A 16655-nucleotide genomic window follows, 5' to 3' on the forward strand; every position below is an offset into this window, starting at 1 on the left:
GCCGGATGTTCCATGCTCGATTCCAAGCCTCGACACGAAGGCTGACCGGCACAACCAAAAGGGATGGAATATGAAGCGAAGAGATTTTCTCAAAGTAACCGGCTTGGGTGCGGCAGGTGCTGCAACGATCGCAGCGCCCGCGATTGCGCAGGGCTTGCCCGAAATCAAGTGGCGCATGCCGACGAGCTGGCCGAAGTCCTTGGACACGCTCTATGGCGGTGCCGAATTGATGGCCAAGATGGTCGGCGAAGCCACCGACAACAAGTTCCAGATCCAGACATTTGCCGGCGGTGAAATCGTCCCCGGTCTGCAGGTTCTCGACGCCGTGCAGAACGGCACCGTCGAGATCGGCCATACCGCATCATACTACTATTTCGGCAAGGATCCGACCTTCACCTTTGGCTCCGCGGTGCCGTTCGGGCCGAATATGCGTCTCAACCAGGCCTGGTACATGCTTGGCGGCGGCAGGGATCTGCTCAACGAATTCTACAAGAAGTATAACGTGACATCGCTGCTCGCCGGCAACACCGGCGCGCAGATGGGCGGTTGGTACCGCAAGGAGATCAAGACGCCCGAGGACCTGAAGGGGCTGAAGTTGCGCATCGGCGGCTTTGCCGGTCGTGCGCTGCAGAAGCTTGGCGTCGTCCCGCAGCAGATCGCGGGCGGCGACATTTACCCGGCGCTCGAAAAGGGCACCATCGATGCCGCAGAGTGGGTCGGCCCCTACGACGACGAGAAGCTCGGCTTCGCGAAGGTTGCACCCAACTACTATTATCCCGGCTGGTGGGAAGGCGGCCCGATGCTGCTGGCCTTCGTCAATCTCGACAAGTGGAATGCCTTGCCGAAATACTACCAGTCGGTTCTCGAGCAGGCTGGTCACTACGCCAACAACTGGATGATGGCGAAGTACGATCAGGCCAATCCGCCCGCGTTGCGCAAGCTGATCGCAGCCGGCGCCAAGCTGCGCCCGTTCCCGGCGCCGGTGATGGAAGCCTGTTACAAGGCGGCGAAGGAGTTGCACAGCGAAGTCGCAGCCAGCAACGCCGATTTCAAGAAGGTGTATGAATCGCTGACGTCGTTCTCGAACAACGGCTATCAGTGGTTCCAGGTGGCCGAACTCGGATACGATGGCTTCATGGCGCGTCACTCGCAGGGCTGATTTCGTCGAACCTGCCAAAGCAAAAAAACCCGGAGCGAAAGCTCCGGGGTTCTTTGTTTGGGGGAAGCGGATGATGTGAGCCGGGGCGCTATTGTTTGGGCTGCCCGAAATCCAGCGGCGGCAATTCGATCTGCGGCACCTCGATCTTGATCGAGTTCGGATCGATGGTCGACGCCACGCCCTTGTAGTGCATCACCATCGCCGGGAACATGATGACCAATATCACCATGATGACCTGGATGACGACGAACGGCACCGCGCCCCAATAGATCTGGCCGGTCGTCACAGGATCCATGCGCTTGCCGGTGACGCGGTCGACATAGGATTCCTTCGGCGCCACCGATCGCAGATAGAACAGCGCGAAGCCGAACGGCGGGTGCATGAACGACGTCTGCATGTTGACGCCGAGGATGACGCCGAACCAGATCAGGTCGATGCCGAGCTTTTCCGCCGCGGGTCCGAGCAACGGAATGATGATGAAGGCCAGTTCGAAGAAGTCGAGGAAGAAGGCCAGGACGAAGACAAGGGCGTTGACGAAAAGCAGGAAGCCGATCTGGCCGCCGGGCAGGGAGGTCAAGAGATGTTCGACCCAGATGTGGCCGTTCACGCCATAGAACGTCAGCGAGAAAACGCGCGCGCCGATCAGGATGAAGATCACGAAGGCCGACAGTTTGGCCGTCGATTCCGTTGCTTGCCGGATCAGATCCCAGCTCAGCCGGCGCTTGGCGGCACCGAGAATGAGGGCGCCGGCTGCACCCATCGCGCCGCCTTCCGTCGGCGTGGCAATGCCAACGAAGATGGTGCCGAGCACCAGGAAGATCAGGAACAGCGGCGGCACCATCACAAACGTCGTCTGCTGCGCCATCGCCGAAAGGAAACGGAAGCCGGTGAACTTATGAATGAGCCAGTTCGCTACCGCCACGAAGAAGGCGAACAGGATGCCATAGAACATGCTGAGCACGACGTAATCGGCGCCGCGCGATTCCGAATGGCGCATCATGAACCAGCCGAACACGCAACTGACTATGAAGAGAACGCCGAGCGACCAAAGTCCGCGGCTGCCATCAGGCTCGCGAAAACCGACCGCGTCTGCTGGCAGACCCGGAGCGGCCTTGGGAAAGATCATGCTTACCAGGAACGCGTAAACGGCATACAGGCCAGCGAGCACCATTCCCGGGATGAACGCGCCCTCGTACATGTCGCCGACCGACTTGCCGAGCTGGTCGGCCATCACGATCAGGACGAGAGAGGGAGGAATGATCTGCGCCAGCGTACCGGAAGCGGCGATAACGCCGGTCGCCATCCTTCGGTCGTAGCCATAGCGCAACATGATCGGCAGCGAGATAAGGCCCATCGAGATGACGGAAGCGGCAACGACACCTGTGGTCGCCGCGAGCAACGCGCCGACGAAAATGACGGCATAGGCGAGGCCGCCGCGGATCGTGCCGAACAATTGTCCGATAGTATCGAGCAGATCCTCGGCCATGCCCGACCGTTCGAGCACTAGTCCCATGAACGTGAAGAACGGAATCGCGAGCAGCGTGTCGTTGTTCATCACGCCGTAGACGCGCTCAGGCAGCGCTTGCAGGAAGTCCGGCCGGAACTCGCCCAGCTCGATGCCGACAAAGGCGAAGATCAGTCCAACCGCGCCGAGCGAAAATGCCGCCGGATAGCCCAGCAGCAGGATAATCACCAGTGACGCGAACATGATCGGCGCCATGTTGGCGATGAGAAAAGCAGTCATCTAGTCCCCCTGAGATCGCGCGCCGACGATCAGCGTTTTTCGATCGCCTCGACGAGGTGTTCGACCTCGGCTTCGAGAGCATGCATCTGCGATGCGTGTGGATCCGGAATCAGGCCGCGCATCACCGCGATTCGCTTGATCAGTTCGGAAATGCCCTGAGCGAACAGGAACACGAACCCGATGATGATCAGCGATTTGGCCGGCCATTGCGGCAGACCACCGGCATTGCCTGATTGTTCGTTGATTTCAACCGAGCGCATGAAGAACGGACCGCCCGTGATGATCATCACGATGCAGAGTGGCATCAGGAAAAATACGTGGCCGATGATATCGATGATATCCCGCCAGCGCTTGGAAAACAGGTTGTTCACGATATCGATGCGGATGTGCTCGTTGTCGAGCATCGTCCACGGCGAGCACAGCAGAAAGACGACGCCGAACAGCACCCACTGCAGCTCCAGCCAGGAATTCGACGAAACGTCGAAACTCTTGCGCACGATCGCGTTGGTGGCCGAGATGAGCACGGCTATCAGAATGAGCCACGCCAGGCGTTTGCCCGTCCACCGCGTGAACGCGTCGATTCCCCGGCTCAATTTCAAGAGCGATTGCAACGATGACCCTCCCAGACTGACGCCTCTGCCGTCTTGACCGCGCTGTTGGGCGCAGCCGGCTTATCCTGCCGAGCTAGCATGAAGCCGATGCACCAAACCAGCGCTCGCTGCTGCCGTCAATCGGAAGTTTGTTGATATTGAAGGGGAATATTTCGTCTGCGGAATTACCATTGCGCCTTGGCCCAGGCGGCAGGCTGTGGGGCACGACTTTGGTCAACGAGTCATTGTTTGCCGGCGCAATTGCTACTGCTGCTTGAGAGGACCTAAATCCAGCGGCGGCAATTCGATCTGCGGAACCTCGATTCTGATCTTGCTGATGTCCTCCGCGCTCACCGGCTTGTCCAGCAACGCGGTAACGGTCCAGGGGAAAGCGATCACCAGCGCGACCATGATGACCTGCAGGCCGATCCAGGGGATCGCTCCCCAATAGATGTCGGAGCTCTTCACCTCCTTGGGCGCCACGCCACGCAGGTAAAACAGCGCAAAGCCGAACGGCGGATGCAGGAACGACGTCTGCATGTTGACGCACAGCATCACGCCGAACCAGATCAAAGCCGCATCCGCGCCGACCACTGGCGCCAGCACCTTTTGTGCAATCGGCGCAACCATCGGCAGGATGATGAAGGCGATCTCGAAGAAGTCGAGGAAGAACGCCAGGAAAAAGATGAACAAGTTGATGAAGATCAGGAAGCCCCAGACCCCGCCGGGCACCGAGGTCAGCATGTGCTCCAGCCAGACGCCGCCGGAGACGCCGAGGAACACCACGGAAAAGCAGGTCGAACCGATCAGGATGAACACCACCATCGAGGTGAGGCGCATCGTCGACTGATAGCCCTGACGGATGAGGTCGCGGAGGTCGGGAATGCGCACGGCTTCCAGACAAATCCAGATCACGGCGAGATAGGTGATTGCGAAGGCAATCTTGAAGAGAAAGCTGCCCGTATAGAGGATTCCGAGAATCGTTCCGACGCCTGCGGCGACGATGCCGATCAGCAGAATCCTGTTACCGGCCGCGCGGAATTCCTTGTGGTGTATTGCGGCAAGCACGACGGCGCCAACGGCGCCCATGGCGCCGGCTTCGGTCGGCGTCGCCAGGCCCAGCATCATGGTGCCGAGCACGACGAAGATCAGCACCGCCGAGGGGATGATTCCCATCAGGCATTTTCGCCACAGCGGCCAGCCGGTCAGCGTCAACGCCGACTTCGGCACCGGTGGCACGTGGTCCGGCTTGATGATGCCGAGAAGAAACGTGTAGCCGGCGAACAGCGCGATCTGGAATAGCGACGGTCCCCAAGCGCCGAGATACATATCGCCGACCGACTTTCCGAGCTGGTCGGCCAATACGATCAGCACCAGCGACGGTGGTACCAACTGGGTGATGGTGCCCGAGGCCGCCAGCACGCCGGTGATGTAGCGCATGTTGTAGCCATAGCGGATCATCACCGGCATCGAGATCAGTGCCATGGCGATGACCTGGGCCGCCACCGTGCCGGTGATCGCGCCGAGAATGAAGCCGACGATGATGACGGAGTAGCCTAGTCCGCCGCGCACCGGGCCGAACAACTGGCCCATCGAATCCAGCATGTCTTCGGCGAGGCCGCATCGTTCGAGGACGGCGCCCATGAAGGTGAAGAAAGGGATCGCCAGCAGCAATTCGTTGGCGAGCACGCTGCCGAAGATGCGGCCCGGAATCGCCTGCATGAAGCTGAAGTCGAAAAAGCCGAGATGGATCGCGAGAAAGCCGAACGAGAATCCGACCGCCGCCAGCGTGAATGCGACGGGAAAGCCGATCAGCATCGCCAGAATAAGTCCGCCGAACATCAGCGGCGGCATCATTTCCAGCGTGATCATTGCACCGGTCTTTCGTACCTGGCATCGATGGTCACGAGATTCTGCAGCGCGGCGACGCGCTTGATGACCTCGGACACGCCCTGCAGTGCGAGCATCACGAAGCCTGCGGGCACGACCAGTTTGATCGGCCAGCGCAACAGGCCTCCGGCGTTGCTGGATTCCTCGCCGACGGCGTAGGCCTGCAGGAAGAACGGCCAGGACAGCCAGGTCAGCAGCAGGCAGGCCGGGATCAGGAAGCACAGCGTTCCGATCAGGTCGAGCCAGAGCTGGCCGCGTTCGGAGAGCATCAAATAGAAGATTTCGACCCGAACATGCTCGTTGCGCTTGAAGGTGTAGGAGGCGCCGAACATCACGAAGATGGCGAACATGTACCACTGCAGTTCGAGCCAGCCGTTGGAGCTATAGCCGAACGCGTAGCGGATCATCGCATTGCCGGCGCTGACCGTGCACGCTGCTAGGACCAGAAAGTTGCAGAGATTGCCGATCTTTTCGTTGAGCAGATCGATCCCGGCACTGAGCGCTAACAACGGCCGCATCATACCTGCCCGGGCGGTGGCCACGATGCCACCGCCGATGTCGCGATCGATTGCATCGATCGTCCTCCCCCTTTTTGCGCTTCCGCCGTCTTTGCCGCTCCGTTTAGGTGCGGTGGCCTGTCCAGCCATGCTGGCGTGAAGCAGCCGCACCATTCCAGCGCGCTGCAACAGCGTCAATCGGAAAATGCGTCGGACGATATCGGGCCGCGGTAACTAGCCGCCGGTCACGCTCATGTGGCGCGAGACGCTCGGGCGATTATGCCGGCGGTCGATAATGAAGTCGTGGCCCTTCGGCTTCAGCCCGATGGCGCGATCAATCGCTTCCGAGAGCAGGTCGTTATCGGCGGAGGCCCGCAACGGCTTGCGCAGATCGGAGGCATCCTCATGGCCGAGGCAGGTGTGCAACGTACCGGTGCAGGTGATCCGTACGCGGTTGCAGGACTCGCAGAAATTATGCGTCATCGGCGTGATGAAGCCGAGCTTGCCGCCGGTCTCGGTGACGCGGACGTAGCGGGCCGGGCCGCCAGTGTCGTCGTCGAGATCGGTCAGCGTGTAGTGCTGCGCAAGGCGGGCACGAAGCAGCGACAACGGCACATACTGGTCGATCCGCCCTTCGCCGATGTCGCCCATCGGCATGACTTCGATCAGCGTCAACGCCATGCCCTTGCCGTGCGCCCATTCCATCAGCGAGGGGATCTCTTCCTCGTTCATGTTCTTCAGCGCCACCGCATTGATCTTGACCGCAAGCCCTGCGTCCCGCGCAGCCTCGATGCCGGCCAAAACCTGGTCGAGATCGCCCCAGCGCGTGATGGTGCGGAACTTTGCGGCATCGAGCGTGTCGAGCGAGACGTTGACGCGGCGGACGCCGCAGTCGCGCAGTTCGGCCGCAAAGCGCGCCAGTTGCGAGCCGTTGGTAGTCAGCGTCAGCTCATCGAGCGCGCCGGTTCCAAGATGCCGCGACAGCGAGTGCACAAGCGACATCACGTTGCGCCGGACCAGCGGCTCGCCGCCGGTGAGGCGGATCTTGCGCACGCCCTTGGCGATGAAGGCTGAGCACAGCCGGTCGAGTTCCTCCAGCGTCAGGAGATCCTTCTTCGGCAGGAACGTCATGTCCTCGGACATGCAGTAGAAGCAGCGCAGGTCGCAGCGATCGGTGACCGACACGCGCAGATACCGGATGGTCCGGCCGAAGGGATCGATCATCGGACGTATCAGATGGTCGGGTGACGGAGAGCCGCTCATTCAAACTGCCTCTAAAGGGGCCGCGCGCTGGTTCGCTAGCATAATCTAGGTACCTTGTAAGGCGCCTACAATCGCAACCTCTCAAATGCGCCGCGGGGCAGAGTGGGGGACCTGTGGCGATCCAATAATAGCTGTAAAATCAAGCAGTTAAATCCGTAAAGCGGCCGCTGAGCCCATCCACGGCGGCCGGTAATTCGCGCATATGCCCGATCAACCGGTCGGGCTTAAGCTGGGCGATCGGAACGTCGGTGTAGCCGAATTCGACCCCGATCACGGGAACGCCGGCCCGCCTGGCGACGCCGACGTCAGGTCCCGCGTCGCCCACCATGATGGTCGCGCCAATATCCCCGCCGGCGCGCGCCACCGTCTGCTGCAGGATCACGGGGTCGGGCTTGGAGACGCCGAACGTGTCGGCGCCGCAGATCGCGGCGAACCGTCCGCTCAAGCCCAGTTCGTCGAGCAGCCGCTTCGACAGCCATTCCAGCTTGTTGGTGCAGACCGCAAAACGACAGCCCTGCGCCTCAAGATCATCGAGCGCGGCCTCCAGCCCCTCGAAAGGGCGCGATTCCACCGCGATATGGGCGCCGTAATAATAGACAAAATCCCTGGTGAGCCGGTCGATGTCGTCAGTGCTTGTCGCACGGCCTTCCAGCTCCAGCCCCCGTTCGATCAGCTTGCGGGCGCCCGCGCCGATCATGTTGCGCGCGGCGCGCAGCGGCACCGGCGGCAATCCTTCGCGATCAAGCACGAAATTGAGGGCGGCGATCAAGTCGGGCGCGGTGTCGACCAGCGTGCCGTCGAGGTCGAAGACTACAGTGCGGGGAAGGCTCATCCGGAATTCGCTAGCGGCAGGCGCGCCTTCATGCAAGTGCAGCCCCGACACAGCGGACAACCTATTTCTGGCAATTTAGACGGGCCACGGCGCTGTTCCCAAGGCCAAAACGACGCTAGACATGCGCCCGCGGATCAGCGGATTCTGGGAGCATCGTCAGCGTGGATATGGATGGACTTAAGCGGCAAGCGGCGGCACGGGCGCTGGAGCATGTGCAGGATGGCATGAAGCTCGGGCTCGGCACCGGCTCGACCGCCAAGCATTTTGTCGAACTGCTCGGCGAAAGGGTTGCCGGCGGGATGAAGGTGATCGGCGTGCCGACTTCGGAAGCGACCCGCGCCCAGGCCGAAGCCTGCAAAATTCCGCTGACCACGTTTGATGAAGTCGACCGGCTCGACCTCACCGTCGATGGTGCCGACGAGGTCGATCCCGCCCTCAACCTGATCAAGGGTGGCGGTGGGGCGCTGCTCCGGGAGAAGATCGTGGCGGCGGCGTCCGATCGCATGATCGTGATTGCCGACGATACCAAATGGGTCGATGTTCTCGGCCGCTTCCCCCTACCTGTAGAGGTGATTCCGTTCGGGCTGGCCGCCACCCAGCGGGCCATGGGCGCGGCATTTGCCCAAAGCGGCGTTTCCGGGCAAATGGGGCTCCGCAAGGGCAAGGACGGCCACGTTTTTGTCACCGATGGCGGCCACTGGATTGTCGATGCCCATCTCGGGCGTATCGCCGATGCGCCGCGTCTGGCGGGCCTGTTGAGCCTGATCCCGGGTGTCGTCGAACACGGGTTGTTCGTTGGCCTGGCCAGCACCGCCGTCCTGGCAGGTGCCCAGGGAATTCGCGTAGTTGAGCGGCGGTAACGCCGGTAATCGAGGAGAATTGGAATGAAGAGGCTTTCACGGATTTTGTCGGCGGCCGGCCTTGCGGTGGGGCTAGCCCTGACCGGCGCTCCGGCCGGCGCGCAGCAGAAGAACGCGCCGGCGGCGCCTGCGACCGCGCCACTCAAGCCCGGTTCACCGGCGGCGATCGCCGCCGCCAAGGAAATCCTGGCGATGAAGAATGCGGCCGCGATGTATGCCAACGCCGTTCCCAATCTCGTCGAGCAGACCAAGAACGTGCTGATGCAGAGCAATCTGAACTATCAGAAGGATCTCAACGAGGTCGCCGTGATCGTCGCCAAGAATCTGGCCGGCCGCGAAAAGGAGATCGGCGAAGGCATGGCGCAGGTCTACGCCAATGAGTTCACCGAGCAGGAGTTGAAGGACCTCGTGACCTTCTACAAGTCGCCGCTCGGCCAGAAGCTGCTCGCGAACGAGCCCCGCGCCATTCAGTTCAGCATGTCCTACATGAACCAGTGGGCACAGCAATTTGCTGAAGTCATCAACGGCCAGTTCCGCGCCGAGATGAAGAAGCGCGGCAAGGACATCTGATTTTCAAGCGAAGCATGCCCTCGGACTTGATCCGAGGGTGGACTTCCGGTTCGCATGAAGAAAACGCGTCAAATATAAGAGAGCAAACGGGCGACTTCGGGCGGGGTTGAGATGGCTAAGTTCGACGTCGATCTGTTTGTCATCGGCGGTGGTTCGGGGGGCGTTCGCGCCGCCCGCATCGCTGCCGGCCATGGCGCAAAGGTCATGGTTGCCGAAGAATACCGGATGGGCGGCACCTGCGTGATCCGCGGCTGCGTGCCGAAAAAGCTGTTCGTGCTCGGCTCGCACGTCCGCCACGAGATCGAGGATGCAAACGGCTTCGGCTGGACCATTCCCGAATTCTCCTTTGATTGGCCGACGCTGGTCGCCAACAAGGACAAGGAGATCGCCCGCCTCGAAGGCATCTACGCTGCCAATGTCGAGAAATCAGGCGCGCGCATCGTCAAGACGCGCGCCGTGCTGGAAGACGCCCACACGCTGCGCCTGTTGACCGGCGAAACGGTCACCGCAAAATACATCCTGATCGCGACCGGCGGCGCGCCTAATCATGGGCGGGAGATCCCCGGCATCGAGCACGTGATTTCCTCCAACGAGGCGTTTCACCTCACCGAACTGCCGAAGCGCATCGTGATCCAGGGCGGCGGCTATATCGCGCTGGAATTCGCCGGCATCTTTGCCGGCTTCGGCTCCGACGTGACCGTGATCTATCGCGGCGACAACATTCTGCGCGGTTTTGATGAGGACGTCCGCAAGCACGTGCGCGCCGAGATGGAGAAGCAGGGGATTACGATCATCACCGGCTGCACCATCGATAAGGTGGACAAGCACGGCAACGAATACACCACGCATCTATCTAGCGGTTCGAGCATCGCCTCAGAGAAGGTGATGTTCGCTATCGGCCGCCACCCGAACGTCGCCAATCTCGGGCTCGAGAAGGCCGGAGTCGCCATCAACCCAGCCAATGGCGGCATCGCCGTCGATGAGTGGTCGAAGACGTCGGTCGACAACATCTATGCGATCGGCGACGTCACCCATCGCCTCAATCTGACGCCGGTCGCAATCCGCGAAGGCCATGCCTTCGCCGACACCGTGTTCGGCAAGCGGCAGGTAGCAGTCGACCACGCCACCATTCCGACGGCGGTGTTCTCGCAGCCCGAGGTCGGCACGGTGGGCCTGACCGAAGCGCAGGCCCGCGCGCAAGTGAGCCATGTCGACATCTACAAGGCCGATTTCCGTCCGATAAAGGCGACGATGTCCGGCCGCGACACCCGCGTGCTGATGAAACTCGTGGTCGACGGCACCACGGACCGCGTGCTCGGCTGTCACATCGTCGGCGACACCGCCGCCGAAATCGTCCAGGCGGTTGCCATCGCAGTAAAGATGAAGGCGACGAAGGCCGATTTCGACGCGACGATCGCGCTGCACCCGACGGCGGCGGAAGAACTGGTGACGATGCGGACGCCGACGGCGAGGTATGTGAGGCAGGCGGCGGAGTAGGCAGAATCGTAGGATGGGTTGAGCCCTTGCGAAACCCATCATCTGCTGCGCAACACGAATGATGGGTATCGCTTCCGCCTACGCTCGTTGAGCTAAGGCGGACAAGTCGCTCCACCCATCCTACGGGCTCGGGCTACCGACATCCGCCGCATTCTGATAACGACGTCATTCAGTATTCAAGAACAGAGGTAGGCCAATAATGATTGAGCAGATCGGTATCGTAGGCGCAGGCACGATGGGCAACGGGATCGCGCAGGTGTGCGCGGCGGCGGGCCTTCCGGTGGTCATGACCGATATTTCCGATGCAGCGCTCACCCGCGGCATGTCTGTGGTCGCCAACAGCCTGGAGCGCCTCGTCAACAAGCAGAAGATGACCGACGCCGACCGTCAGGCGGCGCTGGCGCGCATTACGACGACCACGGACACGGCGAAGTTTTCCACCTGCGATCTCGTGATCGAGGCAGCCACCGAGAATGAGGAACTAAAGGTCAAGATCCTGAAGGACCTCTGCCCGAAACTGCGGCCGCAGGCGCTGCTCGCGACCAACACGTCCTCGATCTCGATCACGAAACTTGCGGCGGCGACCGACCGGCCGGACCGTTTCATCGGCATGCACTTCTTCAATCCGGTGCCGCTGATGGCGCTGTTGGAATTGATCCGGGGCTTGCAAACCTCCGACGATACCCATGCCAAGGCGGAAGCCTTTGCAAAACGGATCGGCAAGGTGTCGATCACGGCGAAGAACAGCCCGGGCTTTGCGGTCAACCGCATCCTCTGCCCGATGATCAACGAGGCGATCTTCGCGCTGCAGGAGGGACTGGCGACCGCGGAAGACCTCGACGCCGGCATGAAACTCGGCTGCAACCATCCGATCGGCCCGCTGGCGCTCGCCGACATGATCGGTCTCGACACCATGCTGTCGGTGATGGAAGTGTTCTACCAGGGCTTCAACGACCCGAAATACCGCCCCGCGCCGCTCTTGAAGGAAATGGTCGCCGCCGGTCATCTCGGCCGCAAGACCGGGCAGGGGTTTTATAGTTACGGGAAGTAGGGGAGCGATAGCATGTAGGATGGGTATCGCTTCCGCCTTCGCTCTGGCGAGCTGCGGCGGACAAGTCGCTCCATCATCCTACGAAGCTACTTCGGATCGGGATCGACAAGATCCTTCGCCGGATTCTCCAGCTTCCCCGCGCGTGCCAGCTTCACTGCATTCCCGAGCGCGCGTGCCGCATTGCGTACCTCGTCGTGGAATTCACGGTCCTCATCCAGCGCCTGATGCGAAGTGGCGTAGGGCTCCATGTAGCCGATATAGCCCTCGGCTTCGGCGGTGCGGCCGGCCGAGATCAGCGCCATGTCGGTCAGCCAGTCCGACAGTGAGCGGCGCAGCGTTTCCGCGCCTCCGCTGTCGCCGTGAATCACAAGGCCGAAATGCCGGCCGGCCAGATGGCGCGGATACGGCCATCCCTTCAGTTCGAGCGCCTTGGCCTGGTCGGCGTGCTTGCCGTGCGTCGAGGTCGGATCGGGATTGCCGCCATCGGCGCAGACCAGGCGATCCATCATCGCCTTCAGCGGCGTCGGCGCGTGATACCAGTTCACCGGCGCCACGATCAGGATGCCGTGCGCGGCCACCCAGAGCGGATAGATTTCGTTCATCCAGTCGTCGGTCTGGCCGAGCGAATAGTTCGGATAGCAACTGCAGGGCCAGTGGCAGAGCGGCATCGCGGTGGCGACGCAGGATTTGCAGGGATGAATCTGCCGGCCATATTCCGACGTTAGCCGCGACAGATCCAGGATGTCGACGGCACATCCCATTTCGACCAGCACCGGCTCGGCGAGCTTGACCAGCCGCCAGGTCTTGGATGTCTCGCCGGGGCAGGTATGCTCGCTTCGCGCCGAGCCGTTGATGACGAGAATGCGCGGCTGCGCAGCGGCATAGTCGTGCCGCCGCTGCGCTTCGAGAATGGCCTCGCGTGCGGCGAGCCAGTCCACCGCGATTTCGTACTCGGGATCGGCGAAACCCGCGCCCGCCTTGCGGGTCAGCGGGGCCTTGCGGGAATGGCTATAGGCGTCCCATGCCGCCGCGACGATGGCATCGAGCTCGCGCTGCAGTGGCTGGAAGACCGGATCGACGAAGCGGCCGCGATAGCGCCTCTCGAATTCCTCGCGCGGCAATTTGACGGGCGGCATTTCCTTGCGAACGTCCGGCGCCGCCATGGATCGATCCTTTCGCGCAAATGATCACTGCCGTCTCAACGTTGCAGCCGGAGCAGCGGTTCCGGGGCGTGGCCGGAGCATCTATTCCGGACGCCACATGTCGAACAGTTCCGCGGCGCTGACCAGCTCGATCTGCTCGTTGAACCGCGTCCGATACATGGTCATCAGCGCATCATGGCCGGTGTCCGACGAGCTGCAGAGTGCATCCTGCACGATGATCACGCGAAAACCGAGATCGACCGCGCCGAGCACCGTGGCAAGCACGCAGACATCGGTCTCCGCGCCTGACACCACCACGGTGCCGACATGCCGCTCGACCAGCAGATGACCGAGCCGCGATCCGAAGAACGCCGAATAGGCGGGCTTGTCGACGACCAGAGCCGGCGGTGAGTATCGTGCTAGCGCCGGCACGATGTCGAGCGCGCCGGGCGCGAGATCGCCGCGCGTCGCGCGCTCCCATTTGGTGAAGTAGACGCGCCACTGGCCGCGACGGTCTTCCGGCCGCTCGGGTGTAATGAAGCGCGTGAATACCGTCCGCTCCTGATATCGTGCGGCGATCTGCGAGATCACCGGCAATACCCTTTCCATCCATGGCGTTTCCCACACGCCGCCCCTGGCGAAGATGTTCTGCATATCGATGCACAGATGTGCGGCGTCGCGAATTCCTTCCATGAGTGGCCTCTCGCCTCATTGAGAAGGCTAATTCGGAAAATGGGAGCTGGTTTCAACAGCCGGCCGGGAACGGCCGGCCTTGTCAGGCACGCGTAAAGTCGCGACCGAGGCATCGGCGGCTGAGGGTGAGCGGAACTCCCGCCTTTGTGCCACGTTGCATTCGTGGTTGATGGCGCGTGGACGGAGAGGCCATGGCTTACTTTTCCAGAGGACAGGACGCGATCGAGCGGAGCGGCAAGATCCTGGCGGATGTCGTATGTGCCTTGCTCCTGTTGGCCTTCGCAATTGCGTACTTCGGCTGGCTAGGCGGCGCGGTTGCGTTTCTCATCGTTGAAGGCGGGCTGCTGGCGGTCGAGTACGTCTTGCCCCGCGACGAAGGTGATGCGGCCGCCGTGGTGAGGTGAGCTACTCTCCCGCCTGGATCCATTCCGCGGCCCCGCGCCACAGCGTGTCGCGATGCTCGGGCCGGAAAAATCCCATATGCCCGATCTTGCTCACGCCGGTATCCGCAGGCCTCACCGTGATGATCTCAGGCGCGGTCGAGGTAAATCCCGAACACAACAATTCGACCGCCGGCCGCGTTGCCCAGGGATCGTCGGACATGCAGAGTGCACGCAACGCGCCCTGATATTTCGGGAAGTTCTGCACGGCCTCGAGCCTGGCATCCTCGAACAGATAGCGCGGGCTCATCACCCAGCGGACCCATTGCAGGAATGCATCCTTCGGCAGATCCATGCCGAGGCCGGCCTTGCCGGGCATGTAGCCGAGCGCGCGGGTCAACGGAGCGCCGACAAAATTGAGCAGGGCATAGACGCGGTAGCGCTCCGGCGCTGTCATCAGTTTCCAGTAGCCGGCTTGTGCGGCGATCAGGAGTGCACGCGAAATCTCCGAATTGTTCGGCAACAGGCCGAGCGCCTGGCCGCCGAACGAATGTCCGACATAGACGAAGGGCAGCGCCTTGTAACGCTCCCGCATCCAGGCGACCGCCGCGGTGATGTCCTGGGCTGCCCAGTCCGACATCGAGGCCTTGAAGCCGACCAGCGATTTCGGCCTGACGGAGCCGGTCAGCGCCTGCGGCCTCGAGTCGCCGGTGCCGCGATAGTCGTAGGTCAGAACCGCGCAGCCGCGGTGGGCGAGGTAACTGGCAAAGCCCCGGTAGAGCTTGCGGGGAACGGCGGTCGCCGAATTGACCAGGACCGCATGGCGCTTAGCGCCGCGGGGCAGAAACAGCGTTGCGGCAAGGGGATATCCATCCGTCGCGGGCACCGTGACGTCGTCGCTAAATATGTCGTCCAGCCCCGGCTCGGCCACCGTGTTCTCCTGCCAGCTTTGCGAGCGGCCATAACAAAAGCGAATTCGGATTTCGCCGCAAGAGCTTGTCAGGACTACTGGAAATCTAACTGGCGGTCGGCCCGCGGCCTGTGTATAACCCGGCCTTCGTAACCTAAGTTGCGGTTTTTGCTCAGGAGCTAACGTCATGTCCGAGCGGTGGACGCCCGATAGCTGGCGCACCAAGCCGGTGCTGCAGGTCCCCGATTATCCCGATGCCAAGGCATTGGCCGACGTCGAGGCGCAGCTTGCTACGTTTCCGCCGCTGGTTTTCGCTGGCGAGGCCCGCAACCTGAAGAAGGCGCTGGCCCGCGTCGCGGCCGGCGAGGCCTTCCTGCTGCAGGGCGGCGATTGCGCCGAGAGCTTTGCCGAGCACGGCGCCAACAACATCCGCGACTTTTTCCGCGTGCTGCTGCAGATGGCCGTGGTCCTGACCTATGCCGGCGCGCTGCCGGTGGTGAAGGTCGGCCGCATCGCCGGGCAATTCGCAAAACCGCGCTCGTCGAACACCGAAAAAATCAATGGCGTCGAGCTGCCGAGCTACCGCGGCGACATCATCAACGACATCGCCTTCACCCCGGAAGCGCGCATCCCCGATCCGCAGCGCCAGTTGATGGCGTACCGGCAGTCGGCGGCGACGCTGAACCTGCTCCGCGCATTCGCGACCGGTGGCTTTGCCAATCTCGGCAGCGTGCACCAGTGGATGCTGGGCTTCCTCAAGGATTCCCCGCAGTCCCGCCGGTACAAGGAGCTGGCGGATCGTATTTCGGACGCGCTGAACTTCATGCGCGCCTGTGGGCTGGATCTCGAAAGCCATCCCGAACTGCGCGCCACCGATTTCTACACCAGCCACGAGGCGCTGCTGCTCGGCTACGAGCAGGCGCTGACCCGGGTGGATTCCACCACCGGCGACTGGTACGCGACGTCAGGCCACATGATCTGGATCGGCGACCGCACCCGCCAGCTCGACCACGGCCATGTCGAATATTTCCGCGGCATCAAGAACCCGATCGGCCTGAAATGCGGCCCCTCGCTGAAGCCGGATGAGTTGCTCAAGCTGATCGACATCCTCAATCGCGACAACGAGCCGGGACGGCTGACGTTGATCAACCGCTTCGGCTCCGACAAGGTCGGCGATCATCTCGCGCCGCTGATCCGCGCCGTGCAGCGGGAAGGGCGGGTTGTGGTCTGGTCTTGCGATCCCATGCACGGCAACACCATTACCTCCACATCAGGCTACAAGACCCGTCCGTTCGACCGGGTGCTGTCGGAGGTGAAGTCGTTCTTCGCGATCCACGCCGCCGAAGGCACCCATGCCGGCGGCGTGCATCTGGAAATGACCGGACAGGACGTCACCGAATGCATCGGCGGCGCGCGCGCCATCTCCGACGAGGACCTCAACGACCGCTACCACACGGTCTGCGATCCCCGCCTCAACGCCGAACAGTCGATCGACCTAGCTTTCCTGATTGCCGAACTGCTGAAGCAGGAACGCGCCGGGAAAGCTCAGCCGATGCCGGCCGCAGCGGGACTTTGAT

16 protein-coding genes are annotated in these 16655 nt (G+C 62.1%); 7 read left to right on the forward strand and 9 right to left on the reverse strand.

All coding sequences use genetic code 11. The features are described from left to right. The first annotated feature begins 70 nt into the window (after window positions 1-70). Entirely contained in the window at window positions 71-1159 is a 1089-nt protein-coding gene (locus tag KJQ96_RS31355; protein WP_213290224.1) for a TRAP transporter substrate-binding protein, read from the forward strand. Between the two features lie 88 nt (window positions 1160-1247). Here the strand turns inward: KJQ96_RS31355 and KJQ96_RS31360 are convergent, their stop codons facing one another. The 6 genes from KJQ96_RS31360 to KJQ96_RS31385 all read right to left on the reverse strand — a co-directional run bounded on the left by KJQ96_RS31360 (window position 1248) and on the right by KJQ96_RS31385 (window position 7975). Next, window positions 1248-2903: a TRAP transporter large permease subunit gene (locus KJQ96_RS31360; RefSeq protein ID WP_213290225.1), complete on the reverse strand. Its 1656-nt coding sequence runs from the start codon at window positions 2901-2903 to the stop codon at window positions 1248-1250. A gap of 29 nt (window positions 2904-2932) precedes the next feature. Further along, window positions 2933-3514, reverse strand: coding sequence for a TRAP transporter small permease subunit (locus KJQ96_RS31365; protein WP_213290226.1), 582 nt, complete (start codon window positions 3512-3514; stop codon window positions 2933-2935). Window positions 3515-3757: 243 nt separating this feature from the next. Next, window positions 3758-5365, reverse strand: a complete 1608-nt coding sequence (locus KJQ96_RS31370; protein WP_213290227.1) for a TRAP transporter large permease subunit — start codon at window positions 5363-5365, stop codon at window positions 3758-3760. Further along, window positions 5362-5901 (reverse strand): TRAP transporter small permease subunit, encoded by a 540-nt coding sequence (locus KJQ96_RS31375; protein WP_213290257.1) that lies wholly within the window; start codon window positions 5899-5901, stop codon window positions 5362-5364. The genes KJQ96_RS31370 and KJQ96_RS31375 overlap by 4 nt, the downstream gene beginning before the upstream one ends. 213 nt (window positions 5902-6114) lie before the next feature. Further along, entirely contained in the window at window positions 6115-7143 is a 1029-nt protein-coding gene (gene moaA / locus KJQ96_RS31380; RefSeq protein WP_213290228.1) for a GTP 3',8-cyclase MoaA, read from the reverse strand. Between the two features lie 139 nt (window positions 7144-7282). Further along, on the reverse strand, window positions 7283-7975 hold the full coding sequence (locus KJQ96_RS31385; RefSeq protein WP_213290229.1) for an HAD hydrolase-like protein: 693 nt from the start codon (window positions 7973-7975) through the stop codon (window positions 7283-7285). Between the two features lie 161 nt (window positions 7976-8136). Here KJQ96_RS31385 and rpiA point away from each other — a divergent pair, with 161 nt between their 5' ends. The 4 genes from rpiA (at window position 8137) to KJQ96_RS31405 (ending at window position 11953) form a co-directional block, all read left to right on the forward strand. Next, window positions 8137-8835: a ribose-5-phosphate isomerase RpiA gene (gene rpiA, locus KJQ96_RS31390; protein WP_213290230.1), complete on the forward strand. Its 699-nt coding sequence runs from the start codon at window positions 8137-8139 to the stop codon at window positions 8833-8835. 24 nt (window positions 8836-8859) lie between these two features. Further along, window positions 8860-9405: a DUF2059 domain-containing protein gene (locus tag KJQ96_RS31395; RefSeq protein WP_028349790.1), complete on the forward strand. Its 546-nt coding sequence runs from the start codon at window positions 8860-8862 to the stop codon at window positions 9403-9405. Between the two features lie 111 nt (window positions 9406-9516). Beyond that, complete coding sequence (gene gor, locus KJQ96_RS31400; RefSeq protein ID WP_213290231.1) at window positions 9517-10902, forward strand: glutathione-disulfide reductase; 1386 nt, start codon at window positions 9517-9519, stop codon at window positions 10900-10902. A 199-nt stretch (window positions 10903-11101) separates the two neighbouring features. Beyond that, window positions 11102-11953 (forward strand): 3-hydroxybutyryl-CoA dehydrogenase, encoded by an 852-nt coding sequence (locus tag KJQ96_RS31405; RefSeq protein ID WP_028349788.1) that lies wholly within the window; start codon window positions 11102-11104, stop codon window positions 11951-11953. A gap of 86 nt (window positions 11954-12039) precedes the next feature. On the opposite strand, the gene KJQ96_RS31410 is transcribed toward KJQ96_RS31405, so the two are convergent. Both KJQ96_RS31410 and KJQ96_RS31415 read right to left on the reverse strand, forming a co-directional pair. Next, the gene (locus tag KJQ96_RS31410; protein WP_213290232.1) at window positions 12040-13116 is read right to left on the reverse strand and encodes a flavodoxin family protein; all 1077 of its coding nucleotides are present in this window, start codon (window positions 13114-13116) and stop codon (window positions 12040-12042) included. Window positions 13117-13197: 81 nt separating this feature from the next. Beyond that, a complete protein-coding gene (locus KJQ96_RS31415) occupies window positions 13198-13788 on the reverse strand; it encodes a cysteine hydrolase family protein (protein ID WP_213290233.1) in 591 nt (196 codons plus the stop codon). A gap of 191 nt (window positions 13789-13979) precedes the next feature. Between KJQ96_RS31415 and KJQ96_RS31420 the strand changes: the two genes are divergently transcribed. Next, window positions 13980-14192, forward strand: coding sequence for a hypothetical protein (locus tag KJQ96_RS31420; protein WP_213290234.1), 213 nt, complete (start codon window positions 13980-13982; stop codon window positions 14190-14192). A gap of 1 nt (window position 14193) precedes the next feature. Here the strand turns inward: KJQ96_RS31420 and KJQ96_RS31425 are convergent, their stop codons facing one another. Next, window positions 14194-15099 (reverse strand): alpha/beta fold hydrolase, encoded by a 906-nt coding sequence (locus KJQ96_RS31425; RefSeq protein WP_309142496.1) that lies wholly within the window; start codon window positions 15097-15099, stop codon window positions 14194-14196. A gap of 166 nt (window positions 15100-15265) precedes the next feature. Between KJQ96_RS31425 and KJQ96_RS31430 the strand changes: the two genes are divergently transcribed. Next, window positions 15266-16654 carry a class II 3-deoxy-7-phosphoheptulonate synthase gene (locus tag KJQ96_RS31430; protein ID WP_213290236.1) on the forward strand — a complete coding sequence of 463 codons (1389 nt, stop codon included), beginning with the start codon at window positions 15266-15268 and terminating at the stop codon, window positions 16652-16654. The last annotated feature ends 1 nt before the right edge of the window (window position 16655 follow it).

The sequence above is a fragment of the Bradyrhizobium sp. sGM-13 genome (assembly GCF_018398875.1).
In the GTDB taxonomy this organism is placed as follows: Bacteria; Pseudomonadota; Alphaproteobacteria; order Rhizobiales; family Xanthobacteraceae; genus Bradyrhizobium.

Coding starts and splice junctions, on each gene's coding strand:
- KJQ96_RS31355 (WP_213290224.1), top strand. CDS start 71: ATGAAGCGAAGAGATTTTCTCAAAGTAACCGGCTTGGGTGCGGCAGGT.
- KJQ96_RS31360 (WP_213290225.1), bottom strand. CDS start 2,903: ATGACTGCTTTTCTCATCGCCAACATGGCGCCGATCATGTTCGCGTCA.
- KJQ96_RS31370 (WP_213290227.1), bottom strand. CDS start 5,365: ATGATCACGCTGGAAATGATGCCGCCGCTGATGTTCGGCGGACTTATT.
- KJQ96_RS31375 (WP_213290257.1), bottom strand. CDS start 5,901: ATGCGGCCGTTGTTAGCGCTCAGTGCCGGGATCGATCTGCTCAACGAA.
- moaA (WP_213290228.1), bottom strand. CDS start 7,143: ATGAGCGGCTCTCCGTCACCCGACCATCTGATACGTCCGATGATCGAT.
- KJQ96_RS31385 (WP_213290229.1), bottom strand. CDS start 7,975: ATGAGCCTTCCCCGCACTGTAGTCTTCGACCTCGACGGCACGCTGGTC.
- KJQ96_RS31395 (WP_028349790.1), top strand. CDS start 8,860: ATGAAGAGGCTTTCACGGATTTTGTCGGCGGCCGGCCTTGCGGTGGGG.
- gor (WP_213290231.1), top strand. CDS start 9,517: ATGGCTAAGTTCGACGTCGATCTGTTTGTCATCGGCGGTGGTTCGGGG.
- KJQ96_RS31405 (WP_028349788.1), top strand. CDS start 11,102: ATGATTGAGCAGATCGGTATCGTAGGCGCAGGCACGATGGGCAACGGG.
- KJQ96_RS31410 (WP_213290232.1), bottom strand. CDS start 13,116: ATGGCGGCGCCGGACGTTCGCAAGGAAATGCCGCCCGTCAAATTGCCG.
- KJQ96_RS31415 (WP_213290233.1), bottom strand. CDS start 13,788: ATGGAAGGAATTCGCGACGCCGCACATCTGTGCATCGATATGCAGAAC.
- KJQ96_RS31420 (WP_213290234.1), top strand. CDS start 13,980: ATGGCTTACTTTTCCAGAGGACAGGACGCGATCGAGCGGAGCGGCAAG.
- KJQ96_RS31430 (WP_213290236.1), top strand. CDS start 15,266: ATGTCCGAGCGGTGGACGCCCGATAGCTGGCGCACCAAGCCGGTGCTG.